The sequence below is a fragment of the Parafrigoribacterium humi genome (genome assembly GCF_040227205.1).
Taxonomy (GTDB): Bacteria; Actinomycetota; Actinomycetes; order Actinomycetales; family Microbacteriaceae; genus Parafrigoribacterium_A; species Parafrigoribacterium_A humi.
This window is the reverse complement of record NZ_JBELOA010000003.1, coordinates 236,524-261,399: the sequence shown is the minus strand read 5'-3', so window position 1 is coordinate 261,399 and position 24,876 is coordinate 236,524. Positions and strand designations below refer to the sequence as shown.

General features: G+C 66.4%; 27 protein-coding genes and 3 tRNA genes. 22 read left to right on the top strand and 8 right to left on the bottom strand.

The genetic code is table 11. From position 1 onward, the window contains the following. Positions 1 to 55: 55 nt before the first annotated feature. A complete protein-coding gene (locus ABUA28_RS08080; RefSeq protein ID WP_407075431.1) occupies positions 56 to 1,000 on the top strand; it encodes a 1,4-dihydroxy-2-naphthoate polyprenyltransferase in 945 nt (314 codons plus the stop codon). Positions 1,001 to 1,015: 15 nt separating this feature from the next. On the opposite strand, the gene ABUA28_RS08075 is transcribed toward ABUA28_RS08080, so the two are convergent. Then, entirely contained in the window at positions 1,016 to 1,312 is a 297-nt protein-coding gene (locus ABUA28_RS08075; RefSeq protein ID WP_349903524.1) for a DUF4229 domain-containing protein, read from the bottom strand. A 93-nt stretch (positions 1,313 to 1,405) separates the two neighbouring features. Here ABUA28_RS08075 and ABUA28_RS08070 point away from each other — a divergent pair, with 93 nt between their 5' ends. Both ABUA28_RS08070 and menD read left to right on the top strand, forming a co-directional pair. Next, complete coding sequence (locus ABUA28_RS08070; protein ID WP_349903523.1) at positions 1,406 to 1,735, top strand: PLDc N-terminal domain-containing protein; 330 nt, start codon at positions 1,406 to 1,408, stop codon at positions 1,733 to 1,735. Next, positions 1,735 to 3,486: a 2-succinyl-5-enolpyruvyl-6-hydroxy-3-cyclohexene-1-carboxylic-acid synthase gene (gene menD, locus ABUA28_RS08065; RefSeq protein ID WP_407075429.1), complete on the top strand. Its 1,752-nt coding sequence runs from the start codon at positions 1,735 to 1,737 to the stop codon at positions 3,484 to 3,486. The genes ABUA28_RS08070 and menD overlap by 1 nt, the downstream gene beginning before the upstream one ends. Before the next feature lie 51 nt (positions 3,487 to 3,537). Here the strand turns inward: menD and ABUA28_RS08060 are convergent, their stop codons facing one another. Continuing rightward, the gene (locus tag ABUA28_RS08060; protein ID WP_349903522.1) at positions 3,538 to 4,119 is read right to left on the bottom strand and encodes a TetR/AcrR family transcriptional regulator; all 582 of its coding nucleotides are present in this window, start codon (positions 4,117 to 4,119) and stop codon (positions 3,538 to 3,540) included. A 135-nt stretch (positions 4,120 to 4,254) separates the two neighbouring features. Between ABUA28_RS08060 and ABUA28_RS08055 the strand changes: the two genes are divergently transcribed. Continuing rightward, entirely contained in the window at positions 4,255 to 5,274 is a 1,020-nt protein-coding gene (locus ABUA28_RS08055) for an aldo/keto reductase (RefSeq protein WP_349903521.1), read from the top strand. Positions 5,275 to 5,286: 12 nt separating this feature from the next. Here the strand turns inward: ABUA28_RS08055 and ABUA28_RS08050 are convergent, their stop codons facing one another. Continuing rightward, on the bottom strand, positions 5,287 to 6,525 hold the full coding sequence (locus tag ABUA28_RS08050) for an isochorismate synthase (protein WP_349903520.1): 1,239 nt from the start codon (positions 6,523 to 6,525) through the stop codon (positions 5,287 to 5,289). A 57-nt stretch (positions 6,526 to 6,582) separates the two neighbouring features. Between ABUA28_RS08050 and ubiE the strand changes: the two genes are divergently transcribed. The 3 genes from ubiE to ABUA28_RS08035 all read left to right on the top strand — a co-directional run bounded on the left by ubiE (position 6,583) and on the right by ABUA28_RS08035 (position 9,991). After that, positions 6,583 to 7,389, top strand: coding sequence for a bifunctional demethylmenaquinone methyltransferase/2-methoxy-6-polyprenyl-1,4-benzoquinol methylase UbiE (ubiE, locus tag ABUA28_RS08045; RefSeq protein WP_349903519.1), 807 nt, complete (start codon positions 6,583 to 6,585; stop codon positions 7,387 to 7,389). 33 nt (positions 7,390 to 7,422) lie between these two features. After that, on the top strand, positions 7,423 to 8,499 hold the full coding sequence (locus tag ABUA28_RS08040; RefSeq protein WP_349903518.1) for a polyprenyl synthetase family protein: 1,077 nt from the start codon (positions 7,423 to 7,425) through the stop codon (positions 8,497 to 8,499). Positions 8,500 to 8,623: 124 nt separating this feature from the next. Then, on the top strand, positions 8,624 to 9,991 hold the full coding sequence (locus ABUA28_RS08035; protein ID WP_349903517.1) for an FAD-dependent oxidoreductase: 1,368 nt from the start codon (positions 8,624 to 8,626) through the stop codon (positions 9,989 to 9,991). A 19-nt stretch (positions 9,992 to 10,010) separates the two neighbouring features. Here the strand turns inward: ABUA28_RS08035 and cls are convergent, their stop codons facing one another. Both cls and ABUA28_RS08025 read right to left on the bottom strand, forming a co-directional pair. Further along, positions 10,011 to 11,477 (bottom strand): cardiolipin synthase, encoded by a 1,467-nt coding sequence (gene cls / locus ABUA28_RS08030; protein WP_349903516.1) that lies wholly within the window; start codon positions 11,475 to 11,477, stop codon positions 10,011 to 10,013. Positions 11,478 to 11,506: 29 nt separating this feature from the next. Next, complete coding sequence (locus ABUA28_RS08025; RefSeq protein ID WP_349903515.1) at positions 11,507 to 11,995, bottom strand: YajQ family cyclic di-GMP-binding protein; 489 nt, start codon at positions 11,993 to 11,995, stop codon at positions 11,507 to 11,509. A gap of 43 nt (positions 11,996 to 12,038) precedes the next feature. Here ABUA28_RS08025 and ABUA28_RS08020 point away from each other — a divergent pair, with 43 nt between their 5' ends. The 5 genes from ABUA28_RS08020 (at position 12,039) to ABUA28_RS08000 (ending at position 16,151) form a co-directional block, all read left to right on the top strand. After that, a complete protein-coding gene (locus ABUA28_RS08020) occupies positions 12,039 to 12,806 on the top strand; it encodes a lytic transglycosylase domain-containing protein (RefSeq protein ID WP_349903514.1) in 768 nt (255 codons plus the stop codon). 112 nt (positions 12,807 to 12,918) lie between these two features. Then, positions 12,919 to 13,003: transfer RNA gene (locus ABUA28_RS08015), tRNA-Tyr, on the top strand. Positions 13,004 to 13,076: 73 nt separating this feature from the next. Beyond that, positions 13,077 to 13,889: an inositol monophosphatase family protein gene (locus ABUA28_RS08010; protein ID WP_349903513.1), complete on the top strand. Its 813-nt coding sequence runs from the start codon at positions 13,077 to 13,079 to the stop codon at positions 13,887 to 13,889. Between the two features lie 210 nt (positions 13,890 to 14,099). Continuing rightward, positions 14,100 to 15,230: a M23 family metallopeptidase gene (locus ABUA28_RS08005; protein WP_349903512.1), complete on the top strand. Its 1,131-nt coding sequence runs from the start codon at positions 14,100 to 14,102 to the stop codon at positions 15,228 to 15,230. Positions 15,231 to 15,329: 99 nt separating this feature from the next. Beyond that, a complete protein-coding gene (locus ABUA28_RS08000) occupies positions 15,330 to 16,151 on the top strand; it encodes a M23 family metallopeptidase (RefSeq protein ID WP_349903511.1) in 822 nt (273 codons plus the stop codon). A gap of 27 nt (positions 16,152 to 16,178) precedes the next feature. On the opposite strand, the gene ABUA28_RS07995 is transcribed toward ABUA28_RS08000, so the two are convergent. Further along, entirely contained in the window at positions 16,179 to 18,032 is a 1,854-nt protein-coding gene (locus tag ABUA28_RS07995; protein WP_349903510.1) for a glycoside hydrolase family 13 protein, read from the bottom strand. 122 nt (positions 18,033 to 18,154) lie between these two features. Between ABUA28_RS07995 and ABUA28_RS07990 the strand changes: the two genes are divergently transcribed. The 3 genes from ABUA28_RS07990 to arr all read left to right on the top strand — a co-directional run bounded on the left by ABUA28_RS07990 (position 18,155) and on the right by arr (position 18,858). Then, positions 18,155 to 18,226, top strand: a tRNA-Thr gene (locus ABUA28_RS07990). A gap of 50 nt (positions 18,227 to 18,276) precedes the next feature. Beyond that, positions 18,277 to 18,350 (top strand) — tRNA-Met (locus ABUA28_RS07985). A gap of 97 nt (positions 18,351 to 18,447) precedes the next feature. Beyond that, entirely contained in the window at positions 18,448 to 18,858 is a 411-nt protein-coding gene (gene arr, locus ABUA28_RS07980; protein ID WP_349903509.1) for an NAD(+)--rifampin ADP-ribosyltransferase, read from the top strand. Positions 18,859 to 18,903: 45 nt separating this feature from the next. Here the strand turns inward: arr and ABUA28_RS07975 are convergent, their stop codons facing one another. Beyond that, the gene (locus ABUA28_RS07975; protein WP_349903508.1) at positions 18,904 to 19,551 is read right to left on the bottom strand and encodes an NAD(P)-dependent oxidoreductase; all 648 of its coding nucleotides are present in this window, start codon (positions 19,549 to 19,551) and stop codon (positions 18,904 to 18,906) included. 86 nt (positions 19,552 to 19,637) lie between these two features. Between ABUA28_RS07975 and ABUA28_RS07970 the strand changes: the two genes are divergently transcribed. From ABUA28_RS07970 to ABUA28_RS07940, 7 genes are all read left to right on the top strand, one after another. Beyond that, a complete protein-coding gene (locus ABUA28_RS07970; protein WP_349903507.1) occupies positions 19,638 to 20,021 on the top strand; it encodes a winged helix-turn-helix transcriptional regulator in 384 nt (127 codons plus the stop codon). A gap of 38 nt (positions 20,022 to 20,059) precedes the next feature. Then, entirely contained in the window at positions 20,060 to 20,437 is a 378-nt protein-coding gene (locus ABUA28_RS07965) for a DUF2255 family protein (protein WP_349903506.1), read from the top strand. A gap of 34 nt (positions 20,438 to 20,471) precedes the next feature. Then, positions 20,472 to 20,762: a DUF1330 domain-containing protein gene (locus ABUA28_RS07960; protein ID WP_349903505.1), complete on the top strand. Its 291-nt coding sequence runs from the start codon at positions 20,472 to 20,474 to the stop codon at positions 20,760 to 20,762. A 32-nt stretch (positions 20,763 to 20,794) separates the two neighbouring features. Then, positions 20,795 to 21,124: a CBU_0592 family membrane protein gene (locus ABUA28_RS07955; protein ID WP_349903504.1), complete on the top strand. Its 330-nt coding sequence runs from the start codon at positions 20,795 to 20,797 to the stop codon at positions 21,122 to 21,124. 435 nt (positions 21,125 to 21,559) lie between these two features. After that, positions 21,560 to 21,802, top strand: a complete 243-nt coding sequence (locus ABUA28_RS07950; RefSeq protein ID WP_349903503.1) for a carbohydrate-binding protein — start codon at positions 21,560 to 21,562, stop codon at positions 21,800 to 21,802. Between the two features lie 237 nt (positions 21,803 to 22,039). Beyond that, positions 22,040 to 22,867 carry an aldo/keto reductase gene (locus tag ABUA28_RS07945; protein WP_349903502.1) on the top strand — a complete coding sequence of 276 codons (828 nt, stop codon included), beginning with the start codon at positions 22,040 to 22,042 and terminating at the stop codon, positions 22,865 to 22,867. Next, positions 22,815 to 23,720 carry an aminoglycoside phosphotransferase family protein gene (locus tag ABUA28_RS07940; RefSeq protein ID WP_349903501.1) on the top strand — a complete coding sequence of 302 codons (906 nt, stop codon included), beginning with the start codon at positions 22,815 to 22,817 and terminating at the stop codon, positions 23,718 to 23,720. Before ABUA28_RS07945 ends, ABUA28_RS07940 begins: the two co-directional genes overlap by 53 nt. On the opposite strand, the gene ABUA28_RS07935 is transcribed toward ABUA28_RS07940, so the two are convergent. Then, positions 23,717 to 24,748 carry a LacI family DNA-binding transcriptional regulator gene (locus tag ABUA28_RS07935; protein WP_349903500.1) on the bottom strand — a complete coding sequence of 344 codons (1,032 nt, stop codon included), beginning with the start codon at positions 24,746 to 24,748 and terminating at the stop codon, positions 23,717 to 23,719. The genes ABUA28_RS07940 and ABUA28_RS07935 overlap by 4 nt on opposite strands. Positions 24,749 to 24,876 lie beyond the last annotated feature (128 nt).

The following is a 24,876-nucleotide window of genomic DNA, read 5'->3' as shown; positions in this document are numbered from 1 at the left end:
GCCCGCGAAGGGTGCCGCACAGGGCACCGGCAAGGGCGCAGCAAAGGCGGCGCCCGTGCGCGTGACGGTCGGCAAGTCCAAGAGTGGGCGTCCCGGCGGCACGAAGCCCCGCGTGGTCGTGAAGAAGGCGACCGTCGGCGACTGGATCGGCGGCGCGCGCATCCGCACCCTCCCGCTCGCGGTCGCACCGGTCGCGCTCGGAAGCGGCGCCGCGTTCCTGGTCTCCGCGCCCGGGTGGCACTGGGTGCGCATCCTGCTCTGCCTCGCCGTTGCGGTGTGCCTGCAGATCGGCGTGAACTACGCGAACGACTACTCCGACGGCATCCGCGGCACCGACGCCTACCGGGTCGGACCCTCCAGGCTCACCGGGTCCGGGGCGGCCAGGCCGCGCACCGTGCTGGCCGTCGCGCTCGCGTTCTTCGCGCTCGCGGCGATCGCCGGCGTGATCGTCGTGGTCGCCAGTGCCAGCTACTGGATGCTCCTGGTCGGTGCCGCGTGCATCGTCGCGGCGTATTTCTACACCGGCGGCAAGCGCCCGTACGGGTACTACGGGCTCGGCGAGGTCTTCGTCTTCGTCTTCTTCGGGCTCGTCGCCACCGCGGGAACGACCTACGTGCAGATCCAGACCGTGACGTCGTGGAGCTGGCTCGCGGGTGTCGCCGCCGGACTGCTCGCCTGTGCCGTGCTCATGGTGAACAACCTGCGCGACCTCGAGCAGGACAAGCTCGCGGGCAAGCGCACTCTCGCCGTGCTGGTCGGAAGCCGTGCAGCGCGCATCCTGTTCGGGGTGTTCGCGCTCGTGCCGTTCCTGATCCTGGCGGTGTTCAGTCTCGTGTTCGTCAAAGCCCCACTGGTCTACTTCGCGCTGCTCACGATCCTGCCTGCCGTGCTCATCACCTCGACCGCGAAGACCGCGCCGGAGTTCATGGTCGCGTTGCGTCTCACGAGCATCACGGCACTCGTCTTCGGGTTGGGTCTGGGCGCGGCGCTGGCCTTCTGATCCGGCCGTCGAGGGTTACTCGGCGGAGTTGCTCTTGCCCTTGGCCTGCTGTGCCTCGAGCTCGTCGAGCGCGGCGTTCTCGATCTCGTTGTCGAGATCGTGGGCCTCGCCGTGGCGCCGCGCGTAGATGTCGTGGGCGACGCCATCGCGCAGCTTGTGCAGGAAGATGTACGACAGGCACAGGGCGATCACCGCGGCGGCGATGGCGGCCACCCACGGCACCACCTGCAGCAGAAGCAGCGCGGCGAGGACGATCGCAAAGATTCCCAACCGGATGATCGAATACAGGATCCACGCGCGCGACGATTTCACGTGCACCAGTCTAGGCTTCCGTGCTGATCGTGCACCGAGCGTGCGCTCCAAGTCCACAGGCATTACACCGGGTGTGAGGCCTAGAATCGGGGTATGGCCCGTTTCCTGTTCATCGCCGGTATCGCGGCCGTGTGTCTCACGGTCTTCGCGGTCATCGACTGTGCAATGACGGACCACCGCCGCGCGCGTGGCATTCCGAAGCTGCTCTGGGTGCTCGTCATCCTTGTGCTCCCGATCATCGGCGCGCTTCTCTGGTTCTTCCTCGGCAAGGACCGCAGCACCGGCACGAACCAGCGGCGCAGCATGGCGCCGGATGACGACCCGGCGTTCCTGAGGAGCCTCGGCAGCGACCAGGAGCAGGACGAGCGCATCCGCCAGCTCGAGCAGGAACTCGCCGACCTCGACGACGACAGCAAGGACTGATGGCGGGGTCGAGCCCGGCGACCGACTTCGCCGTGGCGTTGCTGGCCGCGCTCGTGCGCGCCGGGGTGCGCGACGTGGTGCTCAGTCCGGGGTCGCGCTCGCAGGCGATTGCGCTGGCCGCCGCCGAGTTTGAGGACGCGGGGGCCATCCGCCTGCACGTGCGCATCGACGAGCGGGTCGCCGGCTTCCTCGCGATCGGCATCGCGGTCGAGACCGACACTCCCGTGCTCGTCGTGACCACCTCCGGCACAGCGGTGGCCAACCTGCACCCGGCGGTCCTCGAGGCGCATCATTCCGGCGTTCCGCTCATTCTGCTCACTGCCGATCGTCCGCCCGAGCTGCGCGGCATCGGATCCAACCAGACCACGCAGCAGCCGGGGATCTTCGGATTCGCCACCGGCTGGATGCGGGATGTCGAGGCACCGAGCGAGACCGGCTTCGACCCGGACTACCCCGGCGAGCTCGCGCGCGAGGCGTACTCCGCCGCCGCAGGACACTCCTCGGCGCCGGGTCCAGTGCAACTCAACCTCGCGTTCCGCGAGCCGCTTTCCGGGCCGATCGGCGCCCTGCCGCCTATGAGCGGGTCGAGTGCTTCTCGCGGATCGAGTAGCGCGCTGGAGCTTAGAGGAGCGCGGAGCGGTTCTGCGACGCCGGCGCCGACTGAGCCTGCGAAGTCGGTTAATCTCACGCGAACCGGCCGTGACCTCGCCCCCGCGCACCTGACCGCCCGCGCCAACACCATCGTCATCGCGGGCCACGATGCCGGTGAACTCGCCGAGCAGACAGCCCGCGCCCTCGGCGCACCGCTGCTGGCGGAGGTGTCCAGCGGTGCCCACTTCGGACCGAACCTCGTGGTGGCCTACCGCGAGCTGCTGAATGACGACCACTTCGGTGGCCGCATCGAACGGGTGGTCGTGTTCGGGCATCCGACTCTCAGCCGCGAGATCCCGGCGCTCGTCCAGCGAGCGGGAATCGAGACGATCGTCGTGCGCGGCTCGTCGCCGATCGACTACAACCCGGGTCATGCGGCCGCGCAGATCGTCGATTCCGTCGAGGTGACGGGTGACCCGGACAGCGACCGCGCCTGGCTCGGCAGCTGGGTGCACACGAGCAGGCAGTTGCTCGAGGTGCGTCCGGAGCAGCTGAGTCACGAGCAGTCCGTGCCGGCCATGGCGCTCAGCCAGATGCAGGTGTTTCGCGAGTCGGTGACGAGACGGATGCTCGTCGAGGCGGTCTGGCGCGTCACCTGGCCGCACGATCGCCTCATCCTCGGGGCGTCGCGTCTCATCCGCGAGGCCGACGCCGTGGTGCCCGGTAAGCGCATCTCGGTGCACGCGAACCGCGGACTGTCGGGGATTGACGGAACGATCTCGACAGGCATCGGCATTGCCCTCGCGAGCCAGACGGATGACGCGGGAGCGATCGGCGTGACCCGCGTGCTCCTGGGCGACCTGGCCGCGTTCCACGATGTCGGCGCGTTGCTGTTCGGAACGGGCGAGCCGCGTCCGCTCATCCAGGTCATCGTGGCCAACGACGGTGGCGGCACGATCTTCGACGGACTCGAGGTCGCGGCCTCCGCGAGGCCGGAGGCGTTCGACCGGGTGATGCTGACGCCGCAGTCCGTGGACCTGAAGGCGCTCGCGGAGGCGTACGGCTGGAATTACCTGCTCGCGGGAAACCGCGGGGAACTGGACGAGTCGCTCTCGGCATCCGCTGGCCCGACCATCATCGAAGTGCCGCTGTCGCGCTGAGCGGGCCAGCCCCGAGTTAGCGGAGCAGACCACGCTGTAGTCGACGGATGGTCAGTGCGGCCGACGCAGCCCGGCGACGAGCAGTTCCACCAGGCGCCGGGCGTCGTAGTGCGGGTCGCTTTCTGCGGTGATGCAGAGGTTGCCGATGCCGCGCATGAGCGCGTAGGCGTCCACGGTGGAGTCGATCTCGTCGGCGTCGGCCGCGGCATTCAGCAAGTGGGCGCACACCGGCACGAGTCGGGCGAGGAAGTAGGTGTGCAGGGCGTCGAAGCCGGCCCTGTCATTGTGGAGCGCTGCGGCCAATCCCTGCTTCGTGACCAGGAAGTCGACGAAGAGGTTCACCCAGTGGCGCACTGCAGCGTACGGCGATGCGGAGGTCGCCAGCAGGGCAGGGCCGGCCTCGGCGCAGGCCTCGACCTGGTGGCGATAGACGGCAACAATGAGGTCTGCCCGCGTCGGGAAGTGGCGGTAGATCGTGCCCATTCCGACGCCAGCCCTGGAGGCGATGTCGCGCACGGGCGCTTCCACCCCCGAGGTGACGAATACCGCGGCAGCAGCGTCGAGCAGTACCTGCTCGTTGCGCCGCGCATCCGCCCGTTTGGGTCGAGTTGGTTGCCCCGCTTGTTCGGTCACAATGCAGCCCCCTCCACGGTCGGTTTGATAAGCGGAACCGAGTTCCGTATAGTGATCGGAGCAGCGTTCCGTTTTATATTATGCCAGAGCGGAGAACTGCTGACCAAGCATCTTTCACGACGAAGGAACACTCTCATGCACTACCGCACCCTGGGCCGCACCGGCGTACGCGTCAGCACTCTTGCGCTCGGCGCAATGAACTTCGGCAAGCTCGGAGGCACCGGTCAGGATGATGTCACCGCCCTGGTCGACGCCGCCCTCGACAGCGGGATCAACCTCATCAACACCGCCGATGTGTATAGCCAGGGCCAGTCAGAGGAGCTGCTCGGCAAGGCCATCGCCGGGCGCCGCGACGACATCGTGCTGGCGACGACCGCAGGACTGCCGATGGGCGACGAGCCGAACCGCCGGGGCAGCTCGCGGCGCTGGCTGGTGAGCGAGCTGGAGAGCAGCCTGCGCCGCCTCGGAGTCGACCATGTCGATCTCTTCCAGATTCACCGGTGGGATCCGACGGCGAGCGACGAAGAGACACTCTCGGCGCTGACCGATCTGCAGCGCGCGGGAAAGATCCGCTACTTCGGCACCTCCACCTTCCCCGCCTACCGAATCGTGGAAGCGCAGTGGGCCGCACGCGAGCACCACCTGGGCCGATACGTCACCGAACAGCCCAGCTATTCAATCCTGCAACGAGGGATCGAGACCCACGTGCTGCCCGTGACCGAGCAGTACGGGCTCGGCGTGCTGGTGTGGAGCCCGTTGGCCTCGGGTTGGTTGTCCGGAGCGATCCGCGAGGGCCAGGCGATCACCACCAACCGCTCCGCGTTCATGCCTCAACGCTTCGACACCGCCATCCTGTCCAACCGGGCCAGAATGGATGCCGTCGAACAGCTGGCACAGGTCGCCGACGACGCGGGACTGACGATGATCCAGCTCGCACTCGGCTTCGTCACCGCACACCCCGCGGTGACCAGCGCGCTCATCGGGCCTCGCACCATCGACCACCTGAACAGTCAGCTCGCCGCGGCGGACACCGTGCTCACCACCGACGTTCTCGACGCGATTGACGCGATCGTCGCCCCCGGCGTCGACCTCGCCTCCGCCGAGAAGAACGACGCCCCGCCCGCGCTGCTCGACTCGTCTCTGCGACGCCGCTGACGGTTGTGTGATCTAGCCCAGCGCCTCGACGATCGGGCGGAACTTCATCTTCGTCTCCATGAGTTCTCGCTCCGGGTCGGACTCCGCAACAATGCCCGCGCCCGCGTAGGCCGTCACGTCGCCTTCGGGGAGCACCTGCGCCGACCGCAGCGCGATCGCCCACTCGCCGTCGCCATCCGCTCCGACCCAGCCGACCGGTCCGGCGTAGCGGCCGCGGTCGAATGGCTCCAGCTCCTCGATGACCGTGAGTGCCGCGGCCGTCGGTGTGCCCGCCACCGCCGCGGTCGGGTGCACCGCCGCAATGAGGTCAAGGGCTGTTGAGCCGTCGGTGAGCGTGCCATCGACATCGCTCGCGAGATGCCACAGGTTCGGCAACTTGAGCGTGAACGGCACCTCGCTCGCGATGACGTTGGGGCTGTGCGCGCGCAGCGCGGCGAGCACGCTCTGCACGGCGTACTGGTGCTCGTCCTGGTCTTTTGTGGAGGTGGCGAGGGCGGTGGCAGCGTCCTGGTCCGAGGTGGCGTCCGTTCCCCTGGCCGCGCTGCCGGCGAGAACCCGTGCGGTGACGGAGCCCTGGTTGACGCTCACGAGGGTCTCGGGGCTCGACCCGAAGAATCCGTCGATGCCGAAGGTCCAGCAGTCGGGGTAGCCGAGGGCGAGGTCGCCGATAACCCTGCGCAGGTCGGCGTCCGCTGGGAGGTGCCCCACGAGCTCCCGCGCGAGGACGACCTTGCTCAGTTCGCCTCCGCGGATGCGCGCGACGGCGGTGTCGACGGCCGCGCGGTAGGCATCGGCTGTCATTTCTCCGGGAACGAGCGAGATGCGGTACTCGTCGCCGAAGGGTTCGGCCGGTGGAACCGCGGGCAGTTCGCCGGCGCCGATGCGGGTGAGCCAGGATCCATGAGGGTCGCGCCCGAACACGAGAGACGGCACGATCAGCACGCTCGTCGCGGACGAGTTCGCCGAGAACGTGAACGCCCCGAGGGCGAGAAGTCCGGTGCCGGTGCGGGAGAGAGGGTCGTTCACCGTGGCCTTCGCGACCACGTCCTGCCAGACGGATGCGGCATCCGCCGCCCGGGTCGGTCCGCTGAACTCGAAGCGTGCGGCCTCGCCGATTCCGGCCAGCCCGAAGCCGCGTCGCTGCCACAGCAGCGGGTGCGTGCGATCCAGCCGCGGGATGAGTGCGCCGAAGTTCGCGATCTCCCTGGTTTCTACCGTCAGCACGGGGGCCGGGCGCGCTGATTCCGTCACCGGATCAGCCTACCCGCGGCCCGCTCGCTCACATTCACACCCAACTAGACTCGTATCGTGGCGAAAGCAGATCTGAGCAAGCAACCCGTCGAGGTCGCGGCGATGTTCGACGACGTCGCGAAACACTACGATCGCACGAATTCTGTGTTGTCACTCGGCAATTCCTACATCTGGCGCATGCTCACGGTGCGCGCGATCGCCCCGCAGCCCGGGGAGCGCATCCTCGACCTCGCCGCGGGCACGGGCACGAGTTCTGCGGCTCTCGCGAAGAGTGGTGCGCATGTCGTCTCCGCGGACTTCTCCGCCGGCATGATCGAGGTCGGCAGGCGCAAACACCCGGACCTCGAGTTCGTGCAGGCGGATGCCATGGCACTGCCGTTCAAGACGGGTGAGTTCGACGTCGTCACGATCTCATTCGGCCTCCGCAACATCGAGAAGCCGAAGCTCGCGCTGAAAGAGATGTACCGGGTGCTGAAGCCGGGCGGAAGGCTCGTGATCTGCGAGTTCTCGACTCCGCCCGTGGCCATCCTCCGAGCCGGATATTCCGCGTACCTCAAGTACGTGATGCCGGTCGTGGTCGACGCCGCGAGCTCAAATCCCGAGGCCTACGGCTACCTGGCCGAGTCGATCGCCGACTGGCCGGACCAGACCACGCTCAGCCAGTGGATCCGTGGGGCCGGGTTCACCCGGGTCGCCTACCGCAACCTCACCGCCGGCGTCGTCGCCCTGCACCGCGGGCACAAGCCGAAGAAGACGGCGGCCCGCAGAACGAGGGCCGCAGCACAGCCGAAGACGAGTGCGCAGCCGAGGGCGACCGACCAGCCCATGCAGACCACCACCAAGCCGAAAACCCCCAAGCCCTAGGGCACGGGTCCTACCGACGTTAGGTTGACCAAGGTGACACCCAGCGCCCACGCCGCGCGCCGCAGCATAACCCTGACCTCGTCGTTGGGACTCGGGGAGAAACTGTTCTCCTCGGCGAGCGAACGGCGATTCGCCGAGGCGATAGAAGCGGGCCTCGAGGCCGTCGAGGCCGGGCTGCGGCGGGAGATGTCGTTCGCAGACAACCTCGCGGATGTCACGAGTCGCTACCTGCTCGAAGCCGGTGGAAAGCGCGTCCGGCCCACGCTCGCGCTGCTCACCGCCCAGCTCGGTGACGGCAGCGCCGCCGCGGTTATCACGGCAGCAGAAGCCCTCGAGATCACGCACCTCGCATCCCTTTACCACGACGACGTCATGGATGAGGCAAAGATGCGCCGTGGTGTTCCGAGCGCCCAGAGCGTGTGGGGCAACTCGGTCGCGATCCTCACCGGCGACCTGTTGTTCGCCCGCGCGAGCAAGCTCATCGCGGGCCTCGGCGAGGATGCCATCAAGATGCAGGCAGACACCTTCGAGCGGCTCTGCCTCGGTCAGCTGCACGAGACCATCGGACCGCGTGACGCCGAAGACCCGATCGAGCACTACATCCAGGTGCTTCGGGACAAGACCGGGTCACTCATCGCCGCCGCGGCGCAGATGGGTGTGAAGTTCTCCGACGCACCGGCCGAATATGAGCTTCCCGTGACGACCTTCGGCGAGAAGATCGGCGTGGCGTTCCAGCTCATCGACGACGTGATCGATCTCTCGCCGCGTGAGGACGAGACGGGCAAGACCCCGGGCACCGACCTGCGTTCCGGTGTTGCGACACTCCCTGTGCTGTATCTGCGTCGCCTCGCCGAGACCGATGCGGATGCCGCACTGCTGCTCGCCCGGCTCGAGCGTGACGTGACCGTCTCCCGCGGGAGAGAGCGGCACGAAGAGGACCTGGACGATGCGATCGCGGAACTGCGTGCGCACGATGTCACGAGCCGCACCCTCGCCGAAGCACATCGCTGGGCTGCCGAGGCCGTTGTCGCCCTCGCACCGCTCCCCGACGGGCCGGTGAAAAAGGCACTCACCCGCTTCGCCGACTCGATCGTCGAGCGCAGCAGCTAGCGGGTGACTGTCGCCAGGAGTTCCTCGTGGCGGGAGTAGACGCCTCGCGGAGGGAGTGGTGCCTCCCGCCGCGAGCGGGTTTCTCCCGCCGCGCGGGGAGAAGATGGATTGTAAGGAGCATGTTGTGACCACACTGAGACTCGCCGTGATCGGCGCGGGACCCGCGGGTATCTACGCCGCGGACACCCTGCTCAAAGCCGAGAAGAGTTTCGACGTCTCGATCGACATCTTCGAGCAGCTTCCCGCGCCGTACGGGCTCGTGCGCTACGGGGTCGCACCGGATCACCCGCGCATCAAGGGCATCATCAACGCACTGCGAGATGTCGTGGACAGCGGTCGCATCCGCCTGTTCGGCAACGTCCTCTACGGACGCGACATCACCCTCGACGACCTCAAGGAGCACTACAACGCCGTCGTCTTCTCCACCGGGGCGGTGCGGGATGCCGCGCTCGACATCCCGGGCATCGAGCTCGAGGGAAGCCACGGCGCCGCCGACTTCGTCAGCTGGTACGACGGGCATCCCGACGTTCCGCGGGACTGGCCGCTCGACCACAAGGCGGTCGCGGTCATCGGCAATGGGAACGTCGCGCTCGACGTGGCGCGGATGCTCGCCAAGCACGCGGACGACCTGCTGCCGACCGAGATCCCGGCCAACGTCTACGAGGCGCTGGCGAGCTCTGCCGTCACCGACGTGCACATCTTCGGGCGCCGCGGGCCGTACCAGGTGAAGTTCACCCCGCTCGAACTGCGCGAGCTCGGCGAACTGAACGATGTCGACATGATCCTGCACGCCGAGGACTTCGAGATGGATGCCGCCTCGCAGCTCGCGATCGACACCAACAAGCAGATCCTGGTGCTCAGTCGCATCCTGACCAGCTGGCGTGAGCGCACGACCGGCGGCGCATCCCGTCGCCTGCACCTGCACTTCTACGCGAAGCCGCTCGAGCTCGTGGGGGACGGCCGGGTCGAAGCGATCCGTTACGAACGCACCCGCCCCAACGGCGAGGGCGGAGTCGAGGGCACGGGAGAGATCCGCGAGCTCCCGGTGCAGGCCGTCTACCGCGCGGTCGGCTATTTCGGGTCACCGCTTCCGGGCATCCCGTTCGACGAACATCGCGGCGTCATCCCCAATCGCGAGGGCCAGGTGCTCGACGACGACGATCAGCAGGTGCCGGGCGTCTACGCGGTCGGGTGGATCAAGCGCGGCCCTGTCGGACTCATCGGCAGCACCAAGAGCGGCGCGCTCGAGACCATCAGGCACCTCATCCACGACCAGGCGAACTGGTGGAGCCCCGAGCATCCGGAGCCCTCCGCCGTGACGGACCTACTCGCCGAGCGCGGCATCGAATACACCGACATCGACGGATGGCATTCCCTCGACCTGCACGAGCTGGCACTCGGTGAGGCAGAGGGCCGCACGCGCATCAAGGTCGTGCCGCGCGACGAGATGGTGCGGATCTCGCGCAACTCGCCAGCCTCATCCGGAGAGTAGCGCGAAGCGTGTCGGTCGGCTACTGCACGGCCGCGGTGAGCCTCGCCATGTTGTCGAGCAACTGGGAACGGATGGGGCGCCGCAGCCAGTCCTCGAGGAAGAGTTCCCTGCTGTTGGCCCGGTAGCTCGCCTCCACCTTGCGCAGCTGCTCCACGATGTGCTTGCCGTGCACCATCACCGAGATCTCGAAGTTGAGCGTGAACGAGCGCATGTCCATGTTGCTCGACCCGATCACGGCGACGTCGTCGTCGATGGTGAAGTGCTTGGCGTGCAGCACCGTCGGAGCGTCATAGCGCCAGATGCGCACGCCGGAGCGCAGCAGCTCCTCGTAGTAGCTCCGCTGTGCGTGGAAGACGAGCGGCTGGTCGGCGACCGCTGAGACGAAGAGCTGCACGTCGAGACCGCGATACGCCGCGTTCGTGATGGCATAGAGCATCGAGTCATCCGGAACAAAGTACGGACTCGTGATGATCACCTTGTGCTGCGCGTTGTAGAGCATGCCGTTGAACAGTCGCAGGTTGTTCTCGTGTTCGAAGCCGGGTCCGCTCGGCACGATCTGCGCATCGAGCACGTTGTGAGTCGTCTTCTCAGGCGGAACCTTGGCCGTTTCACGCGTGAGCAACTCGTCAGTTTCGCTGTACCAGTCGGTGACGAACAGGGCGTTGACGCCGGCGACGATCGGCCCCTCGAACCGCACCATGAGATCCTTCCACTGCAGTTTGCGGCGGATGTTGGAGCGCTTGTTGTAGCTGCGGTCGATCATGTTCTGGGACCCTGTGAACGCGATCATGCCGTCGATGATCACGAACTTGCGGTGGTTACGCAGGTCAGGCCGCTGGTATTTGCCGCGCAGGGGTTGCACCGGCAGCATCAGACGCCAGAGCACGCCGATCTGGCGGAGCTTGCGGATGGTGGCTCGGTACCCGGGGGATCGCAGCGATGCGACGTGGTCGAGCAGCACCCGCACGGTGATGCCGCGCTTCACCGCTGCCTCGAGTGCGTCGAAGAACGGTTTCGTGGTGGGATCGAACGCGAGGATGTAGAACTCGACATGCACGTACTTCTTCGCCGTGTCGACGGCGTCGGCCATAGCCGCGAGGGACTCCGCGTACTCGGTGTAGAGCTTCGCCGTGTTTCCGCCGACGAGCGGCATCGACCCCAGGGTGCGGTTGAGTTCGACTATCGAGTCGAGCCAGGGCGGGAAGTCCTCGTCACGCACCACCTCATCCATGCCCTCGGTGGTCTCGAGGATGTACGAGTTGATCTCCGCCTGCTTCTCGCGTCGCCGCTTCGGCAGTTTGGTGCTGCCGAGCAGCAGGAACAGGATGAAGCCCACGTACGGGATCAGGAAGATCGCAAGCAGCCAGGCCGTCGCCGTCTGTGGCTTGCGATTGCGTGGCACGAAGGCGAGCGAGAACACCCTGATCGAAAGATCGATCACGAGCGCGACGGCCGCGATGGCCGGCCCGATCCAGTCCTCACTCACGCGGTACCCCCTGCCGTGGGTGCATGGGACTACCGGTAATTGATGAACTGGAGGTCGACATCCAGGTCTGCCGCCTTGAGCACGGCCATGGTCTGCTGAAGATCGTCGCGGCTCTTCGAGCTCACCCGCAGCTCGTCTCCCTGGATCTGGGACTTCACGCTCTTGGGGGCGTCGTCACGGATGATCTTGCTGATCTTCTTGGCGTCATCCTGGGCGATGCCCTGCTTGATGGACGCCTCGATGCGGTACTCCTTGCCCGAGGCATACGGCTCGCCGGCGTCGAGACTGCGCAGCGAGATGCTGCGCTTGATGAGTTTCTGCTCGAACACCTCGAGAACGGCCTTGGCGCGCTCCTCGGCGTTGGCCTTGATGAGGATCTTCTCGCCACTGAAATCGATCGAGGCACCGACGTTCTTGAAGTCGTAGCGCTGCGCGATCTCCTTCTGCGCCTGGTGCAGAGCGTTGTCGAGCTCCATCTTGTCGACCTTGCTCACGATGTCAAAGCTGGAATCTGCCATGCCAGCAGTTTAACCGGCAACCACCGGCATGATGGGAGGCACCATGGTAAGCCCGAGAACAGTCATCGCCACCGTGATCGCGGTTGTCGTCGCGCTCTCGCTGGTCGTGATCGCGGTTCTGGTCTTCCTCGCTCCGGATGTGCCCCAGACCGCCACGAGTTCGCCCCGCGCCACGACGGTAACGTTCGCCCCGCTGCCGACGGCAGATCCCGCAGTGTCCGGGCCGAACGTGGTCGATGCTGTGGACGCGGCCTGGGTCGCTCGGGTCTCGGCGGCCACCAGCATCCCGACGACGGCACTCAAGGCCTACGCGGGCGTGACGGTGGAGGTCTCCAGGACGAACCCGACGTGTGAGCTGTCGTGGAACACGCTCGCCGGCATCGGCTGGGTGGAGTCCAGGCACGGGATGATCCACGGCACGACACTCGGCGCCGACGGGACTCTGAGCCCGCCGCTGTATGGCGTTGCGCTCGACGGCAACGGCGTTGCGCACATCCCGGACTCGGATGGCGGCACCCTCGACGGGGACGCCAGCGGAGATCGCGCGATCGGCCCGATGCAGTTCCTGCCGGGCTCGTGGCGAAACTGGCACGTCGACGCCAACGGTGACGGCGTCGAGAATCCACAGAACATCTTCGACGCAACCATGGCCGCAGCCAATTACCTGTGCAGGGCCGCCGGAACGCTTGGAACGCAGGACGGCTGGCAGCGCGGCATCCTGTCGTACAACAGTTCGCGCCAGTACCTGCGCGACGTGATGGATGCCGCCAACCGCTACGCCTCGCTCGCGAAGCAGGCTCTCACGAAGTGACAGCGCGCGCGGTGAGGCGGGGTTTCGCCGCCCGCGATTTTCAGAACGCTCCGCGCCCTGTATTCTTGATTAGCGCCTTCGGTCAGATGATTACATGTGGTCGGCGGCGTCTGGCAAGTTACCCAAGTGGCCAAAGGGATCTGACTGTAAATCAGCCGTCTTAGACTTCGTCGGTTCGAATCCGGCACTTGCCACCACTGCCACGGGCCCGGCGGGCTGATCACTCAGCGCCGGGCCTTTGTGCTGTGACGGGTCGATCGAGGGAGCGCTATGAGCACCGCGGGCAACGCTGAACTGCTGGATCTCGCGCGGGAGGTCGCGCTCACCGCCGGGCGACTCGTGAGCCAGCGACGGGCGGAGGGGGTCGAGGTCGCGGCGAGCAAATCGTCGCCGGAGGACATCGTCACCTACGCCGACAGGGAGTCTGAGGCGCTCATCCGGTCGCTGCTTGCGAAGGCGCGACCGGACGACGGCTTCCTCGGCGAGGAGAGCGACGCGGATGCCGGCAGCAGCGGCCTGACCTGGGTCGTCGACCCGATCGATGGCACCGTCAATTTCCTCTACGGGATCCCGCACTACGCCGTGAGTATCGCGGTCGTGGAGGGCGAGCCGGATCCGTCCACCTGGCGCGCGCTCGCCGCCGCCGTCGTGAACCCGGCGATCGGCGAGGTTTTCACCGCCACGGACGGCGGAGGCGCGTTCCTCGGCGCGCAGAGCATCCGGGTCGCACCCGCGGTGGAGCTGTCCCAGGCGCTCGTCGGGACGGGGTTCTCCTACAGCGCCGAGAAGCGGATGGAGCAGGCCGCGATCGTGGCGCGACTCGTCGGACAGGTGCGGGACATCCGCAGGGCCGGCACGGCATCCCTGGACCTCTGCTCGGTGGCCTGTGGCCGCCTCAACGCGTATTACGAACGCGGTCTCAAGCCGTGGGATCACGCCGCTGGCGCACTCGTCGCGAAGGAAGCGGGAGCCGCGGTGAAGGGCCTGGGATCGCGGGCAGCGACGGCGGAGTTCCTGCTCGCCGCGGAGCCAGCCGTCGCGGTCGAACTGGAGCGAGCACTTCTCGAGAGTGGCCTGCAATGAAGAAGGGCTTTGTCGACAGCCCGATCATGGTCTATTCTTTATGAATTCGTTACATAGGTGTTGCGTGATGGCACCCCCGAGCGCCGATTCCTCGGCACAGTCATCGCTGAATTAACACACCTATTCGAGGAGATCACCGTTATGTCGCTTGCCGTCGACCACGCTGCTGTGGAAGCGCTGAGCAACCCCATTCGGGGAGTGCGCTGAACGGTGGACAACTTCAGCTGGAACCTGGGCGGGGATGACGTCGAGACATCGAGGTCGGATGAGACCCACCCACAGTCGGTAATCCCGACTCCGGAAGTTCCAGCTCTCGTTGCACCTTCTGTGCCGCCGACTCGGGCGCTCGAAGCGGCATCCGCTTCGGATCGGCCGATGTCGCGCCGTGAGCTTCGTCGCAGGGAGAGCCTCGAGGCTGCGGCTTCAGCTTCTGTGCCCGTCGTTGCAGTGGTGCCCGCGGCGACTCCCGCTCCGGCAGTGGACCCGACTCCCGCACTGGTGCCAGACGCAGTTGCGGCACCTGCGGCGGGGTCCCGTCGCGCCGTCCGCACGGGGCGCGTTCGACCGACCGCGACTAAGAGCCCGCGTGCAGCCAAGGCCCCACGCACGCGTTCCTCTCGCCCGCGTGGCCGCTCCGGCAGGCGCCGCACGCTCTTCTCCAAGCTGTTCTCCGTTGGCGCCATGCTCGGCGTCGCCGCGCTCATGGTGTCGACGACGCTTCCCGCCAACGCATTCTTCAGTGCCTCGGATGCCGCCAGCTCGACGGTGAAGTCCTTCACCTCCCACGCGCAGTCGATGAAGGTGGCATCTTCAGCGGTGGAGACCTCGGCGAAGCGCGACGGCTACACGGTGAGTTCGCTCGCAGAGCAATTGCGACTCAAGTACGGCAATCGCAGCTACAGCTACACGAACGACATCAACGGCACCATCCAGTGGCCGTTCCCCATCCCCGTGCCGATCTCCAGCGGTTTCGGACCACGTATCGCACCCTGCGGCGGGTGCTCGTCTTACCACGAGGGCGTTGACTTCACCCCGGGCCGCGGCGTCGCCATCGGTGCGATCGCGGATGGCGTGGTGAGCGCGGTCGTCGCGTCCCACGCCGGCCTCGGCAACCACGTCATCGTCGACCACGTCATCAACGGGCAGAAGGTTCAGAGCGTCTATGGACACATGCTCGACAACTCCTTCAAGGTGACCGTGGGCGAGCAGGTCAAGGTCACCCAGACGCTCGGACTCGTCGGCAGCACCGGCGAATCGACCGGCGCGCACCTGCACCTGGAGATCCACATCAATGGTGTGCCCGTCGATCCGTTCGCCTGGCTGAAGGCCAACGCGAACTAGTCACCCGCTTGCGGGGTTGGATTGCCGGTCTCGATTAGGTAACCTTTCCTGAGCCTGTCACTCAGGTAATAACGCACATCCTGAGGAGGGCGGGCCGCGATGGTGCACGACCCTGCCGACGAGCAGCCCATGCTCCGTCCTCGGGGTTCTGCAAGAAATCGCGTCACGGCATCCGTTTCCCACCAGGACTCGGTCGCACCGTCACGACGCTCGTCGCGTCGCAGTCCCGTGCGCCGCATCACGAAGAGGCTGAGCGGGTTCGCCGTCATACTCGGGGTCACCGCCTTCGTCGTCTCACTCACCGTTCCCGCCGCGGCGTTCTATGAGGCGGAGCTCTCGGCGTCCGCTGCCTCGCCGAACCGAACCGCGCAGACCCTCGAAGCCGAGTCGACGGCCGAGGTCACCTCGATGAATCGCGACGACTACACGGTCACCTCGCGCGTCGAGCAGCTGAAGGCCAGGTACAGCAGTCGTAGCTACGCCTACCGTGCCAACCCCGGCGGCAGCATCCAGTGGCCGTTCCCGATCACGGTTCCGATCGCCAGCGGCTTCGGAGATCGGCTGGCGCCGTGCTCCGGCTGCTCCTCCTACCACGAGGGTGTGGACTTCGTCCCTGGCGCGGGCACTCCGATCGGCGCAATCGCCTCCGGTGTGGTGAGTCTCGTCAAGAGCGACAGGGGCGGGCTCGGCGAACACGTGGCCGTCGATCACGTGATCAACGGGCAGAAGGTGCAGAGTGTCTACGCCCACATGCAGGCGGGCACGATCATCGTGAGCGTCGGAGAGAACGTGCAGGCCGGGCAGGTTCTCGGCTTCGTCGGGAGCACGGGCGCCTCGACCGGCGCCCATCTGCATCTCGAGATCCGCGTCAACGGAGTCCCCGTCGACCCATTCGTCTGGCTCAAGGCCAACGCGAACTGACCTCGAGCCGCAACGTGCCGCTCGCTCCTAGGCGACGATCCACGCGGTCGTGTCGCTCGGCAGCGCGCCATCGAGCAGCGTTCCGGATGCGCACACGGCGGCTCCCGCGGGCAGGGGCAGCGGGTCTGAGCCGAGGTTGGCGATCACGGTGACGGAGCCGTTGCGGTAGGCGACCACGTCATCCGCGTACCCGGGCAGCCACTCGAGGCTGCCCAGTCCGAGTCCGTGCTCGGCGCGCAGTGCGAGCGCACGGCGGTAGAGCTCGAGCGTGGAGTGGTCCGCGCCCTCCTGGCCGTCCCTGGCGAACCTTGCCCAGTCGGACGGCTGCGGGAGCCAGCTCTCGCCGGTGGGGCTGAAGCCGTATGCGGGGCTCGCGGCCTCCCACGGAATCGGCACGCGGCATCCGTCTCGCCCGTAGCGCTCGTGCTTGGTGCGGAACCAGGTGGGGTCCTGGCGGGCGGCATCCGGAAGCGTGACGTCCTCTGGCAGGCCGAGCTCCTCGCCCTGGTAGAGGTAGGCACTGCCGGGGAGCCCGAGCATGAGGGAGGTTGCGGCCCGCGCCCGACGCAGCCCCAGCGCGGGCAGTGGCTTGGCCTTCGAGTTCGGCCCGATGCCATCGCCCTGTGGCACCTCCTCGGTGAGTGCGAGGCGGGTGGCGTGGCGGATCACGTCGTGGTTCGACAGCACCCAGGTGCTTGGGGCGCCCACGCTCGCGAAGGCCTGCAGCGATTCGTCGATGACGATGCGGATGTCCTCTGCGATCCAGCGTGTGCCGAGATAGGCGAAGTTGAATGCCTGGTTCATCTCGTCCGGACGCACCCAGTTCGCGAGCTTCTCGAGCGGCTCCACCCAGGCCTCGGCGACGAGCACGCGCTCGCCGGGGTAGCTGTCGATGAGTGCGCGCCAGCTGCGATAGATCTCGTGCACGCCGTCCTGTGCCCAGTACGGCGGGGTCGGCTCTTCCGGCGTGGACTCGGCGAGCGGATGCGCGTGGCCGGGTTCTCCCGTGATGGGCCGACGCTCGATCGGCTTGGTCGTTCCGCCCATGCTGCCGGTCTCGGCGGGGGGTGTGTAGTCGGGGAGCCCGGCCGCCTTGATCAGGCCGTGGGCGACATCCACCCTGAAGCCGTCGACGCCGCGGTCGAGCCAGAAGCGCAGGATGTCGAGGAACTGCTCCCGCACCCACGGGTTCTGCCAGTCGAAGTCGGGCTGCGAGGTGTCGAAGAGGTGCAGGTACCACTGGCCGGGCGTGCCGTCGGGGCGGCGGACGCGCGTCCAGGCCGGGCCGCCGAACACGGACTGCCAATTGTTGGGCTCCTGGTCCCCGTTCGGACCCTTGCCGTCGCGGAACAGGTAGCGGGCGCGCTCCGGGCTGCCCTCCGGTGCGGCGAGCGCCTCCTGGAACCAGACGTGCTGGTCGGAGGAGTGGTTGGGCACGAGGTCGACGATGAGCTTGAGGCCGAGGTCGTGGGTCTCCTTCACGAGCGTGTCGAAGTCGTCGAGCGTGCCGAAGCGCGGGTCGACGGCACGGTAGTCGGCGACGTCGTATCCGGCATCGTGCTGCGGAGACGTATAGAAGGGGGAGAGCCAGATCGCGTCGACGCCCAGGGCTGCCAGCGAGGGAAGCCGCGTGATTATTCCGGGCAGGTCTCCCATGCCGTCGCCCGTGGCATCCGCGAAGGAGCGTGGGTAGATCTGGTAGATGACAGCGGAGCGCCACCATTCGCTGCCGAGGGTGCTGCTTGTGGAGGCGGCGGTGAGGTGCGGTTCGTGTGTCGGCAAGATCGTGCTCTCTGTGGCGTCCTGGAATGGTCGTGAAAACCCTACGTCATCCACCTCGACCAGACACGCATCCCGCGAGATGCCAGTTGTGGGGGTCATCCGCGTCAAATAACCCCCACAACTGGCATTTCACGGGCCAAACGGATGCGGAGAGGGGCGACACGGGATGCTATTCTCTAACGGTGCCAAAACGGCTCCGGGTGGCCGGCGGCGACGCGCACGCCCCCTTAGCTCATTGGTAGAGCACTTCCTTGGTAAGGAAGAGGTAGTGGGTCCGATTCCCACAGGGGGCTCTGCTCTCCAATCGGATGTCGCGCAAGCGGCCTTCGCGAGGAAGGCACGCGGCGGGGTAGCTCAGGTGGTTAGAGCACACGGCTCATAATCGTGGTGTCGCGGGTTCAAGTCCCGCCCCCGCTACCGCAGAACATGCCTTCGGAGGTCCGGCTCATCGCGACTGCGCGTGCGGTGTCGAACTCCGACGGTGCGGTGAACTCAGGCTGGCTAGACTGTCGCGGTGAGCGAAGCACTGGACTCCGGGCCGTTCTATCACGGGACGAGAGCCGACCTGCGAGTGGGCGACCTGCTGACGGCGGGGTTCCGGTCGAACTATCGTCCTGAGATCGTCATGAACCACATCTACTTCACCGCGCTCCCCGACGGTGCAGGGCTCGCGGCAGAACTTGCGCCTGGGAAAGACGAACCGCGGGTCTACATCGTGGAGCCCACCGGCGAGTACGAGAACGACCCGAATGTCACGGACAAGAAGTTCCCCGGCAATCCGACTCGGTCCTACCGCAGCCGCGATCCACTGCGCGTCGTTGGAGAGACCGACGACTGGACGCGCCTGACGCCCGAGGCGCTGCAGGCGTGGCACGAGCGGCTGGCCGTGCTTCGGGCGGACGAGCGCGGCGAGATCATCAACTGACCGAGGGCCTCACCCCTCGGCTCGTCTGCCCGCAGCATCACGGCTTCAATAGGCGAGGTTGATGTGTGCCCGGTGGTGGTCATCCTTCTCGATGATGTCGACGAGGCCGAGCGCGAAGTCTGCACCGGAGATCGCACCGCCGTCCGACGGCTCGAGTGCGACGTCGTTGCCGACGCGGTAGCGACCGAGTCGTTGCCCCGGGGCGAAGGAGCCGAATTTTCCTGCCGGGCTCACGAAGACCCAGTCGAGCGTTGCGGGGGCCGAGGGGAGGTCGTCGGTGAGGAGGGCCGCCACGGTGGTCAGCTCGTGGTGCAGCTCCGCAGGTGCGTGGCTCAGGTCGGTCACAAAGCGCGGGGCTCCGGATGCCGAACGAAGCGACGAATACCCGCCGACGATGAACAGGCGCGCCTTCGCGGCGTCGGCGAGGCGCACGATCGTCGCGTAGATGTCGCGGTAGCCGTCCGCGATCGCACCGCGAGGGGAGAGTGCGCCGATCACGACATCCGCACCGTCGATCACGGCGGCGAGAGCCGACTCGTCCGCGGCATCGCCCTGCACGTAGTTCACGTTCGGAACCTGCTCCTCGGGGAGCGAGCGGCTGTAGGAGGTGACCTGGTGACCGCGCGAGGCGGCCTCTGCGACAATGGCGGATCCGGCGTAGCCGGTGCCACCGATGACGGTGATGCGGGACATTGAATGCCTTTCTGGGAACTATGGCGCCGAGCGCCGTGCATTAGTTACGATAAGAGAGTAGGTCGCTCTAGGGAAGTAGGCACTTTGTGGTAACCACGCAATCCGCGCCGCTGCACAGCGGAAACCCATACCGCGCCGACTGCCCCACCCGCCGCATCCTGGATCGCATCGGTGACCGCTGGACGGTGCTCATCGTCGGAATCCTGGGCCGCGGGGACGCGCGCTTCTCCGAATTGCTTCGCGGCGTTGAGGGCGTGTCGCAGAAGATGCTGACCCAGACCCTCCGCGCGCTCGAGCGCGACGGACTCGTGCACCGCACGGTGTATCCAGAGGTGCCCGTCCGCGTGGAGTACGCCCTCACCGACGCGGGCCGCACCCTGCTCGAACCTCTCCGCGCGCTCGAACAGTGGTCGATCGAACACCTGGTCGAGGTGTCCGCGTCGCAGCAGGCCTACGATCGTGCGGTCTGAGAACTGGGTGTGACGAGGATGCAGGGAGAATGGCAGACATGACGACGACGTGGACGACAGACCAGCTCGGGCGCATCGGAGCGGCGGATGAGCTGGAGGTGGCGTCCCGCCGCGCCGACGGTTCCCTGCGCTCCTTTGTCACGATCTGGGTCGTGCGCAGTGGCGACGCGATCTACATCCGCTCCGCTCACGGGCCGGAGAACCCCTGGTTCCGGCGAGCACTCGCGAGTGGCACCGGCCGGATTCGCGCGGGTGGGGTGGAGCGGGACGTCACCTTCGCCGTTCCCGCCGCGGATGTCCGCGCCGCGCTCGACGCCGCGTACCGCAGCAAGTACGCGAGCTACCCGGTCGAGTACGTGAATCCGGTCGCCGACGACCTCGCGGCGACCGCGACACTCGTCATCACGCCGGCCTGAGCATCCGCCGACCCTGCAGGACTACTGTGTCGGCATGACATTGTCACTGTGCGTGCTGCTGTGGGCGACCGAAGGCAATGAGGATGGCCTGGCCGAGTATGAAGACACCGTCCTGGCGCTCATCCCGAAGCACGGCGGCACGGTCGTGAAGCGGGTGCGCCGCACCGATGGCGGCGACGGACCTTGTGAGGTTCAGCTCATTGACCTGCCGAGCGAGGAGGCGATGGCCTCGTACCTGGCCGACCCGCAGCGGCAGGCGCTCGCGGACGTGCACGCCAGGGTGATCGCGCGCACGGATGTGATCCGCGTCGACACCGTTGTTTAGGCGGTGTTCAGGCGTGGCGGGTAGGGTCGACCGTGGGGCAGCCATTGTGGCCGCCCTCCGGACGAGGGAGTGTCGTACCCGGCCCGACGACGACGCTCAGGGAGTTCGTCATGGGCACTGTCATCCAGATCACCGGTTCGCTTCTCGTGTTGGCGGGGTTCGCACTCGCCCAGTGGGGCGTCCTCGACCAGAAGTCGCTCTGGTACCTGGTCCTCAACACCATCGGCTCGACCGTGCTCGCGATCAACGCGATCTTCGAGCAGCAATGGGGTTTCCTGCTGCTCGAGGGCGTCTGGGCGATCGTCTCCGCCGTGAGCCTCGTGCTCGTGCTGCGCGGATCTCAAGCCGCGTCGCGCGGCTGATCGTCGTTCGCGGCTGGTGGTCGACGCGACGGGCCGCGGGACGCTTCCAATGCTCGCTGGCGACGGCGTGAAAAAGCCGTCCCGATAGTGGGCCGGACTTGTCGATGGCAGACCGGTCTTACCGGCCGCTGTGTTCGCCTGGTCGCCTCTCGCGACGGTTGGAGCATCGGATCGTATCGCCGCGGTTCACCCGCCGGTGGGGTTCTCAGTGGATCGGTTACCACCTGCGGTCCCGCGGTCGATAACCCCTCCCGGCTTGCTCACTCCGAGATACTTGGCGACGAAAAAAGGAGACCGCTGCCCGGTTCCGGGTCCGCACCAACGCGGCAACCTACCTCAGTCAAATCGGGCCGGAGAGCGGTAACGCCCTCACCGTCGACGGTGTTAGCGCGGCGACAGCGGGCACCTACGATCTGATTATCCGGTACCCCAACGATGAGTTCAGCACTTGCGGGTGTGGGCTATAACACGAACAGCATCAACCGCTACGCGGACATCAGCATCAACAGCGGAGCGACCACTCGGCTGTGTTTTCGCGCTACGGGAAGTTGGTCGTCGTTCCTCACGGGGGTCGTCCCGGTCCACCTCAATGCAGGGTCGAACAGCATCAAGTTCTCCAATTCGACCGCATATGCGCCTGATATCGACAAGGTATCGATCGCGGCCCAGTTGGGGTAGGCAGTCTTGGGTAGGAATGTGAAAAGTGTGATAACCTCACGAAGTGAGTAGTCTCGAGCGTGAATGAGCCGCTTTCCCGAGCAACTCGAGAGAGGCCGCCCGGCCAAGAGCCATCGAATCGCAGTTGCGCGCGACGCAACGCGATCTACGGCACCGGTGATTGCACTGGGTGCAATACCTGGCGTAGCACTACGCTTCCAGAGTACGTAGAGCGGTCTACGAGGGGAGGGAGTTTGGATGCGACTCGTCGAGCGAGAGATCGCAGGGATCGGTCTAGGCACGGCACAGTTCGCCTTCCGTGACGCACCGCGTCGCCAGTCGGTGGAGGTCGTGATGGCTGCGTTGGAATCGGGAGTCCGGTTGATCGACACTGCCTTGGCCTACACCCGACAGGGCGAGCGCTCCTACGCAGAGAGCGTCGTCGCTGAGGCTCTTGCTCGATGGAAGGGCGACCGGCCGATCGTCGCCACGAAGGGTGGTCACTTTCGTCACGGTGATTCCTTCCCGATCGATGCCCGACCGCAGGCCCTCCGCTCACACCTGGAGATGAGTCGGGAGGCGCTCGGCGTTGAGCGCATCGACCTATACCAGCTACACCATGTTGATCCTCTCGTTCCTCTGCAGGAGAGTGTCGCCGCGCTCGAGGAGTTGCGGAGGGAGGGGCTCATTGAAGCAATAGGGCTTTCGAACGTCTCCGTCGAGGCACTCGAGGAGGCCCGCGCCGTAGCCATGATCGCGAGCGTGCAGAACCGGCTCTCGTTTGACGTCCGAGAAGACCTCGACACGGTCGCTCGTTGCCAGGAACTCGGCATCGCCTACCTGGCGTACATGCCGTTCGGAGGCCCAGATGGGCATCCGTCGGAACCAGTGGTCGCCTTGGCCCGGGCACGCAAGGTGTCGACGCAACGTGTGCAATTGGCATGGTTACGCAGCCTCTCACCCTGCGTTCTACCGCTCGTCGGTGCCAGCCGACCCGAGTCGATTCGGGACTCAGCCGTACTGCTTCACCTCGATGTCGAGGAACTCGCAACCTTGGACACACCGGATGCCCGCGCCTCCGTCTGAGATCGTTATCACCGCCGAGCTGGTGGCAGATCTCGTGGCGAGTCAATATCCAGCACTGTCGGGACCGGTGTCATTGGTGGCTCATGGCTGGGACTGCGATACCTATCGGCTCGGGGACTCGCGCGCCGTCCGCCTTCCACGTCGTGCTGCTGGCGTTCCGGTGATCGAGAGTGAGCAGCGTTGGTTGCCCCGCCTCGCGAAGGGCCTTCCCCTCCCTGTGCCCGCTCCTGAGGCGATCGGTGTGCCTGGCACAGGGTATCCATGGCCGTGGAGCATCGTGCCCTGGTTCGATGGACGCACCAGCGATGAGGAGACGGTGCAGGAGCGCGATCGGTTCGCGGTGCCTCTTGCGCGGTTCTTGACCGCGTTGCATCGGCCAGCCCCGGCTTCTGCTCCCAGGAGTTCGTACCGCGGCGTGGACCTCGGCACGCTGACTTCCTCGATAGGCAGGAGGCTCGAGTTCGGATCACCTCGCATAGCGCGAGCCTGGAGCGATGCCGTGGATGCCGGTGCGGCTCCAGCGCGCATATGGCTGCACGGGGATCTGCACCCAGCCAACGTGGTCGTGGGAGAGACGGGGCAGATCGCCGCAGTGATCGACTTTGGCGATCTCGCCACGGGCGACCCCGCGGTGGATGTCGCCGCTGCCTGGTTGTTCTTCAGCGCGGAGGGGAGGGCGAGGTTCCGATCAGCGCTCGCTGGCCGAGAACTCTCGGACGCACATCTCTGGAGGCGCGCTCGTGGATGGGCGGTCGCTTTCTCGCTTGGACTGATCCACGACTCCGACGGTTCAGCGCGGATGGTCGAACTCGGACGAGCAGGCCTAGCTGCCATCGAGGCCGATCGCTGCTAGCGCGGCGGCGGGAAGGTCGACGTACGCACTACGAGACGCGTCTCGACCTGAATATAGCGAGACTCTTGACGACCTTCTACCCGCTCGAGGAGAAGCTCGATGGCACGGCGCCCCATCTCTGGGCCGTTTTGGTTGATCGTGGTCAGGCCGAGCCGTGGGTTCGCCGAGATGTGGGAGTCGTCGTAGCCGGAGATCGACATCTGCTCGAGCTCGGGGAACTCGGCTGCCGCGCGCATTGTGCCGAAGGCAGCGTCGTCGTTCCCGGCGAAGACCGCGGTCGGGCGGAGGCCGTCTTCGAAGGCGCGACGGCTCTCCGTGTACGAGACTCCTTCTTCAAACCGTGCTGTGATCACTGAGATTTCCGAGGCAAGGCCAGCTTCGCGCATGATGCGCGTGTATTCGTTTTGTCGGATGATGTGGGGGCGGTTCGAGAGGCTGATCCACAGAGGGTCGGAGTGGGTGACATGCGCGATGCGGCGGTGTCCCAATCCCATCAGGTGGTTCATCATGAGTGCGACACCCTGTACGTCGTTGCCGACGATCGTGTCGTACGAGTCAGAAGTCTGATGGACGCCGATCTGCACCAGAGGCACCTTCCGACCCATGTCGTCTAGCCACTCCGCTTCTGCCAGGGGTGAGATCGCGATGATGCCGTCGACCTGGCGGTCGTAGAGGCTCTCGATCGCCGGATAGCTGGCGGCGCGTGCGTCTGCGATCGCGATGATCCTCTGGAATGGCGTGCCGGCGATCGCCGATGACGTCCCATTGAGCACTTCGGCGATGAAGTTGTTGGTGATGTCGTTGACCACGACGCCGATCGTGAAGGTGCGTCCGCGCATCCCGCGGGCCGAAATGCGCGGACGGTACTGGAGTGCCTCGATGGAACTTGTCACCCGCTCGCGCATCTCCTCGCTCACGCCATAGGCGTTGCGGAGCACCTTCGAGACAGCAGCACGAGAGACCCGAGCGTGCTGTGCGACATCCTCGATTGTCGTGCGCTTTTGCCGCCGTGCTTCTTCGCCTGCCACCAGAGTCCTCCTGTCTGGATCGTAGCGGGAGGCAGGATGTCTCACGTCACTATGCCCGCGATCCATTCTCCATGCCTCACAGGAGAATGCCCGCGAAACGGGCCGAGCCTGCCGCGCGGATAGGGGGA

Excerpts from the sequence above, each read along its gene's own strand:
- ABUA28_RS07975 (WP_349903508.1), bottom strand. The coding sequence starts at position 19,551 with ATGTCCCGCATCACCGTCATCGGTGGCACCGGCTACGCCGGATCCGCC.
- ABUA28_RS07945 (WP_349903502.1), top strand. The coding sequence starts at position 22,040 with ATGCGACTCGTCGAGCGAGAGATCGCAGGGATCGGTCTAGGCACGGCA.
- ABUA28_RS08010 (WP_349903513.1), top strand. The coding sequence starts at position 13,077 with ATGAGCACCGCGGGCAACGCTGAACTGCTGGATCTCGCGCGGGAGGTC.
- ABUA28_RS07950 (WP_349903503.1), top strand. The coding sequence starts at position 21,560 with ATGAGTTCAGCACTTGCGGGTGTGGGCTATAACACGAACAGCATCAAC.
- ABUA28_RS08020 (WP_349903514.1), top strand. The coding sequence starts at position 12,039 with ATGGTAAGCCCGAGAACAGTCATCGCCACCGTGATCGCGGTTGTCGTC.
- ABUA28_RS08000 (WP_349903511.1), top strand. The coding sequence starts at position 15,330 with ATGGTGCACGACCCTGCCGACGAGCAGCCCATGCTCCGTCCTCGGGGT.
- menD (WP_407075429.1), top strand. The coding sequence starts at position 1,735 with ATGGCGGGGTCGAGCCCGGCGACCGACTTCGCCGTGGCGTTGCTGGCC.
- ABUA28_RS07940 (WP_349903501.1), top strand. The coding sequence starts at position 22,815 with ATGTCGAGGAACTCGCAACCTTGGACACACCGGATGCCCGCGCCTCCG.
- ABUA28_RS07965 (WP_349903506.1), top strand. The coding sequence starts at position 20,060 with ATGACGACGACGTGGACGACAGACCAGCTCGGGCGCATCGGAGCGGCG.
- ABUA28_RS07960 (WP_349903505.1), top strand. The coding sequence starts at position 20,472 with ATGACATTGTCACTGTGCGTGCTGCTGTGGGCGACCGAAGGCAATGAG.
- ABUA28_RS08025 (WP_349903515.1), bottom strand. The coding sequence starts at position 11,995 with ATGGCAGATTCCAGCTTTGACATCGTGAGCAAGGTCGACAAGATGGAG.
- ABUA28_RS08055 (WP_349903521.1), top strand. The coding sequence starts at position 4,255 with ATGCACTACCGCACCCTGGGCCGCACCGGCGTACGCGTCAGCACTCTT.
- ABUA28_RS08070 (WP_349903523.1), top strand. The coding sequence starts at position 1,406 with ATGGCCCGTTTCCTGTTCATCGCCGGTATCGCGGCCGTGTGTCTCACG.
- ABUA28_RS07995 (WP_349903510.1), bottom strand. The coding sequence starts at position 18,032 with ATGACCCCCACAACTGGCATCTCGCGGGATGCGTGTCTGGTCGAGGTG.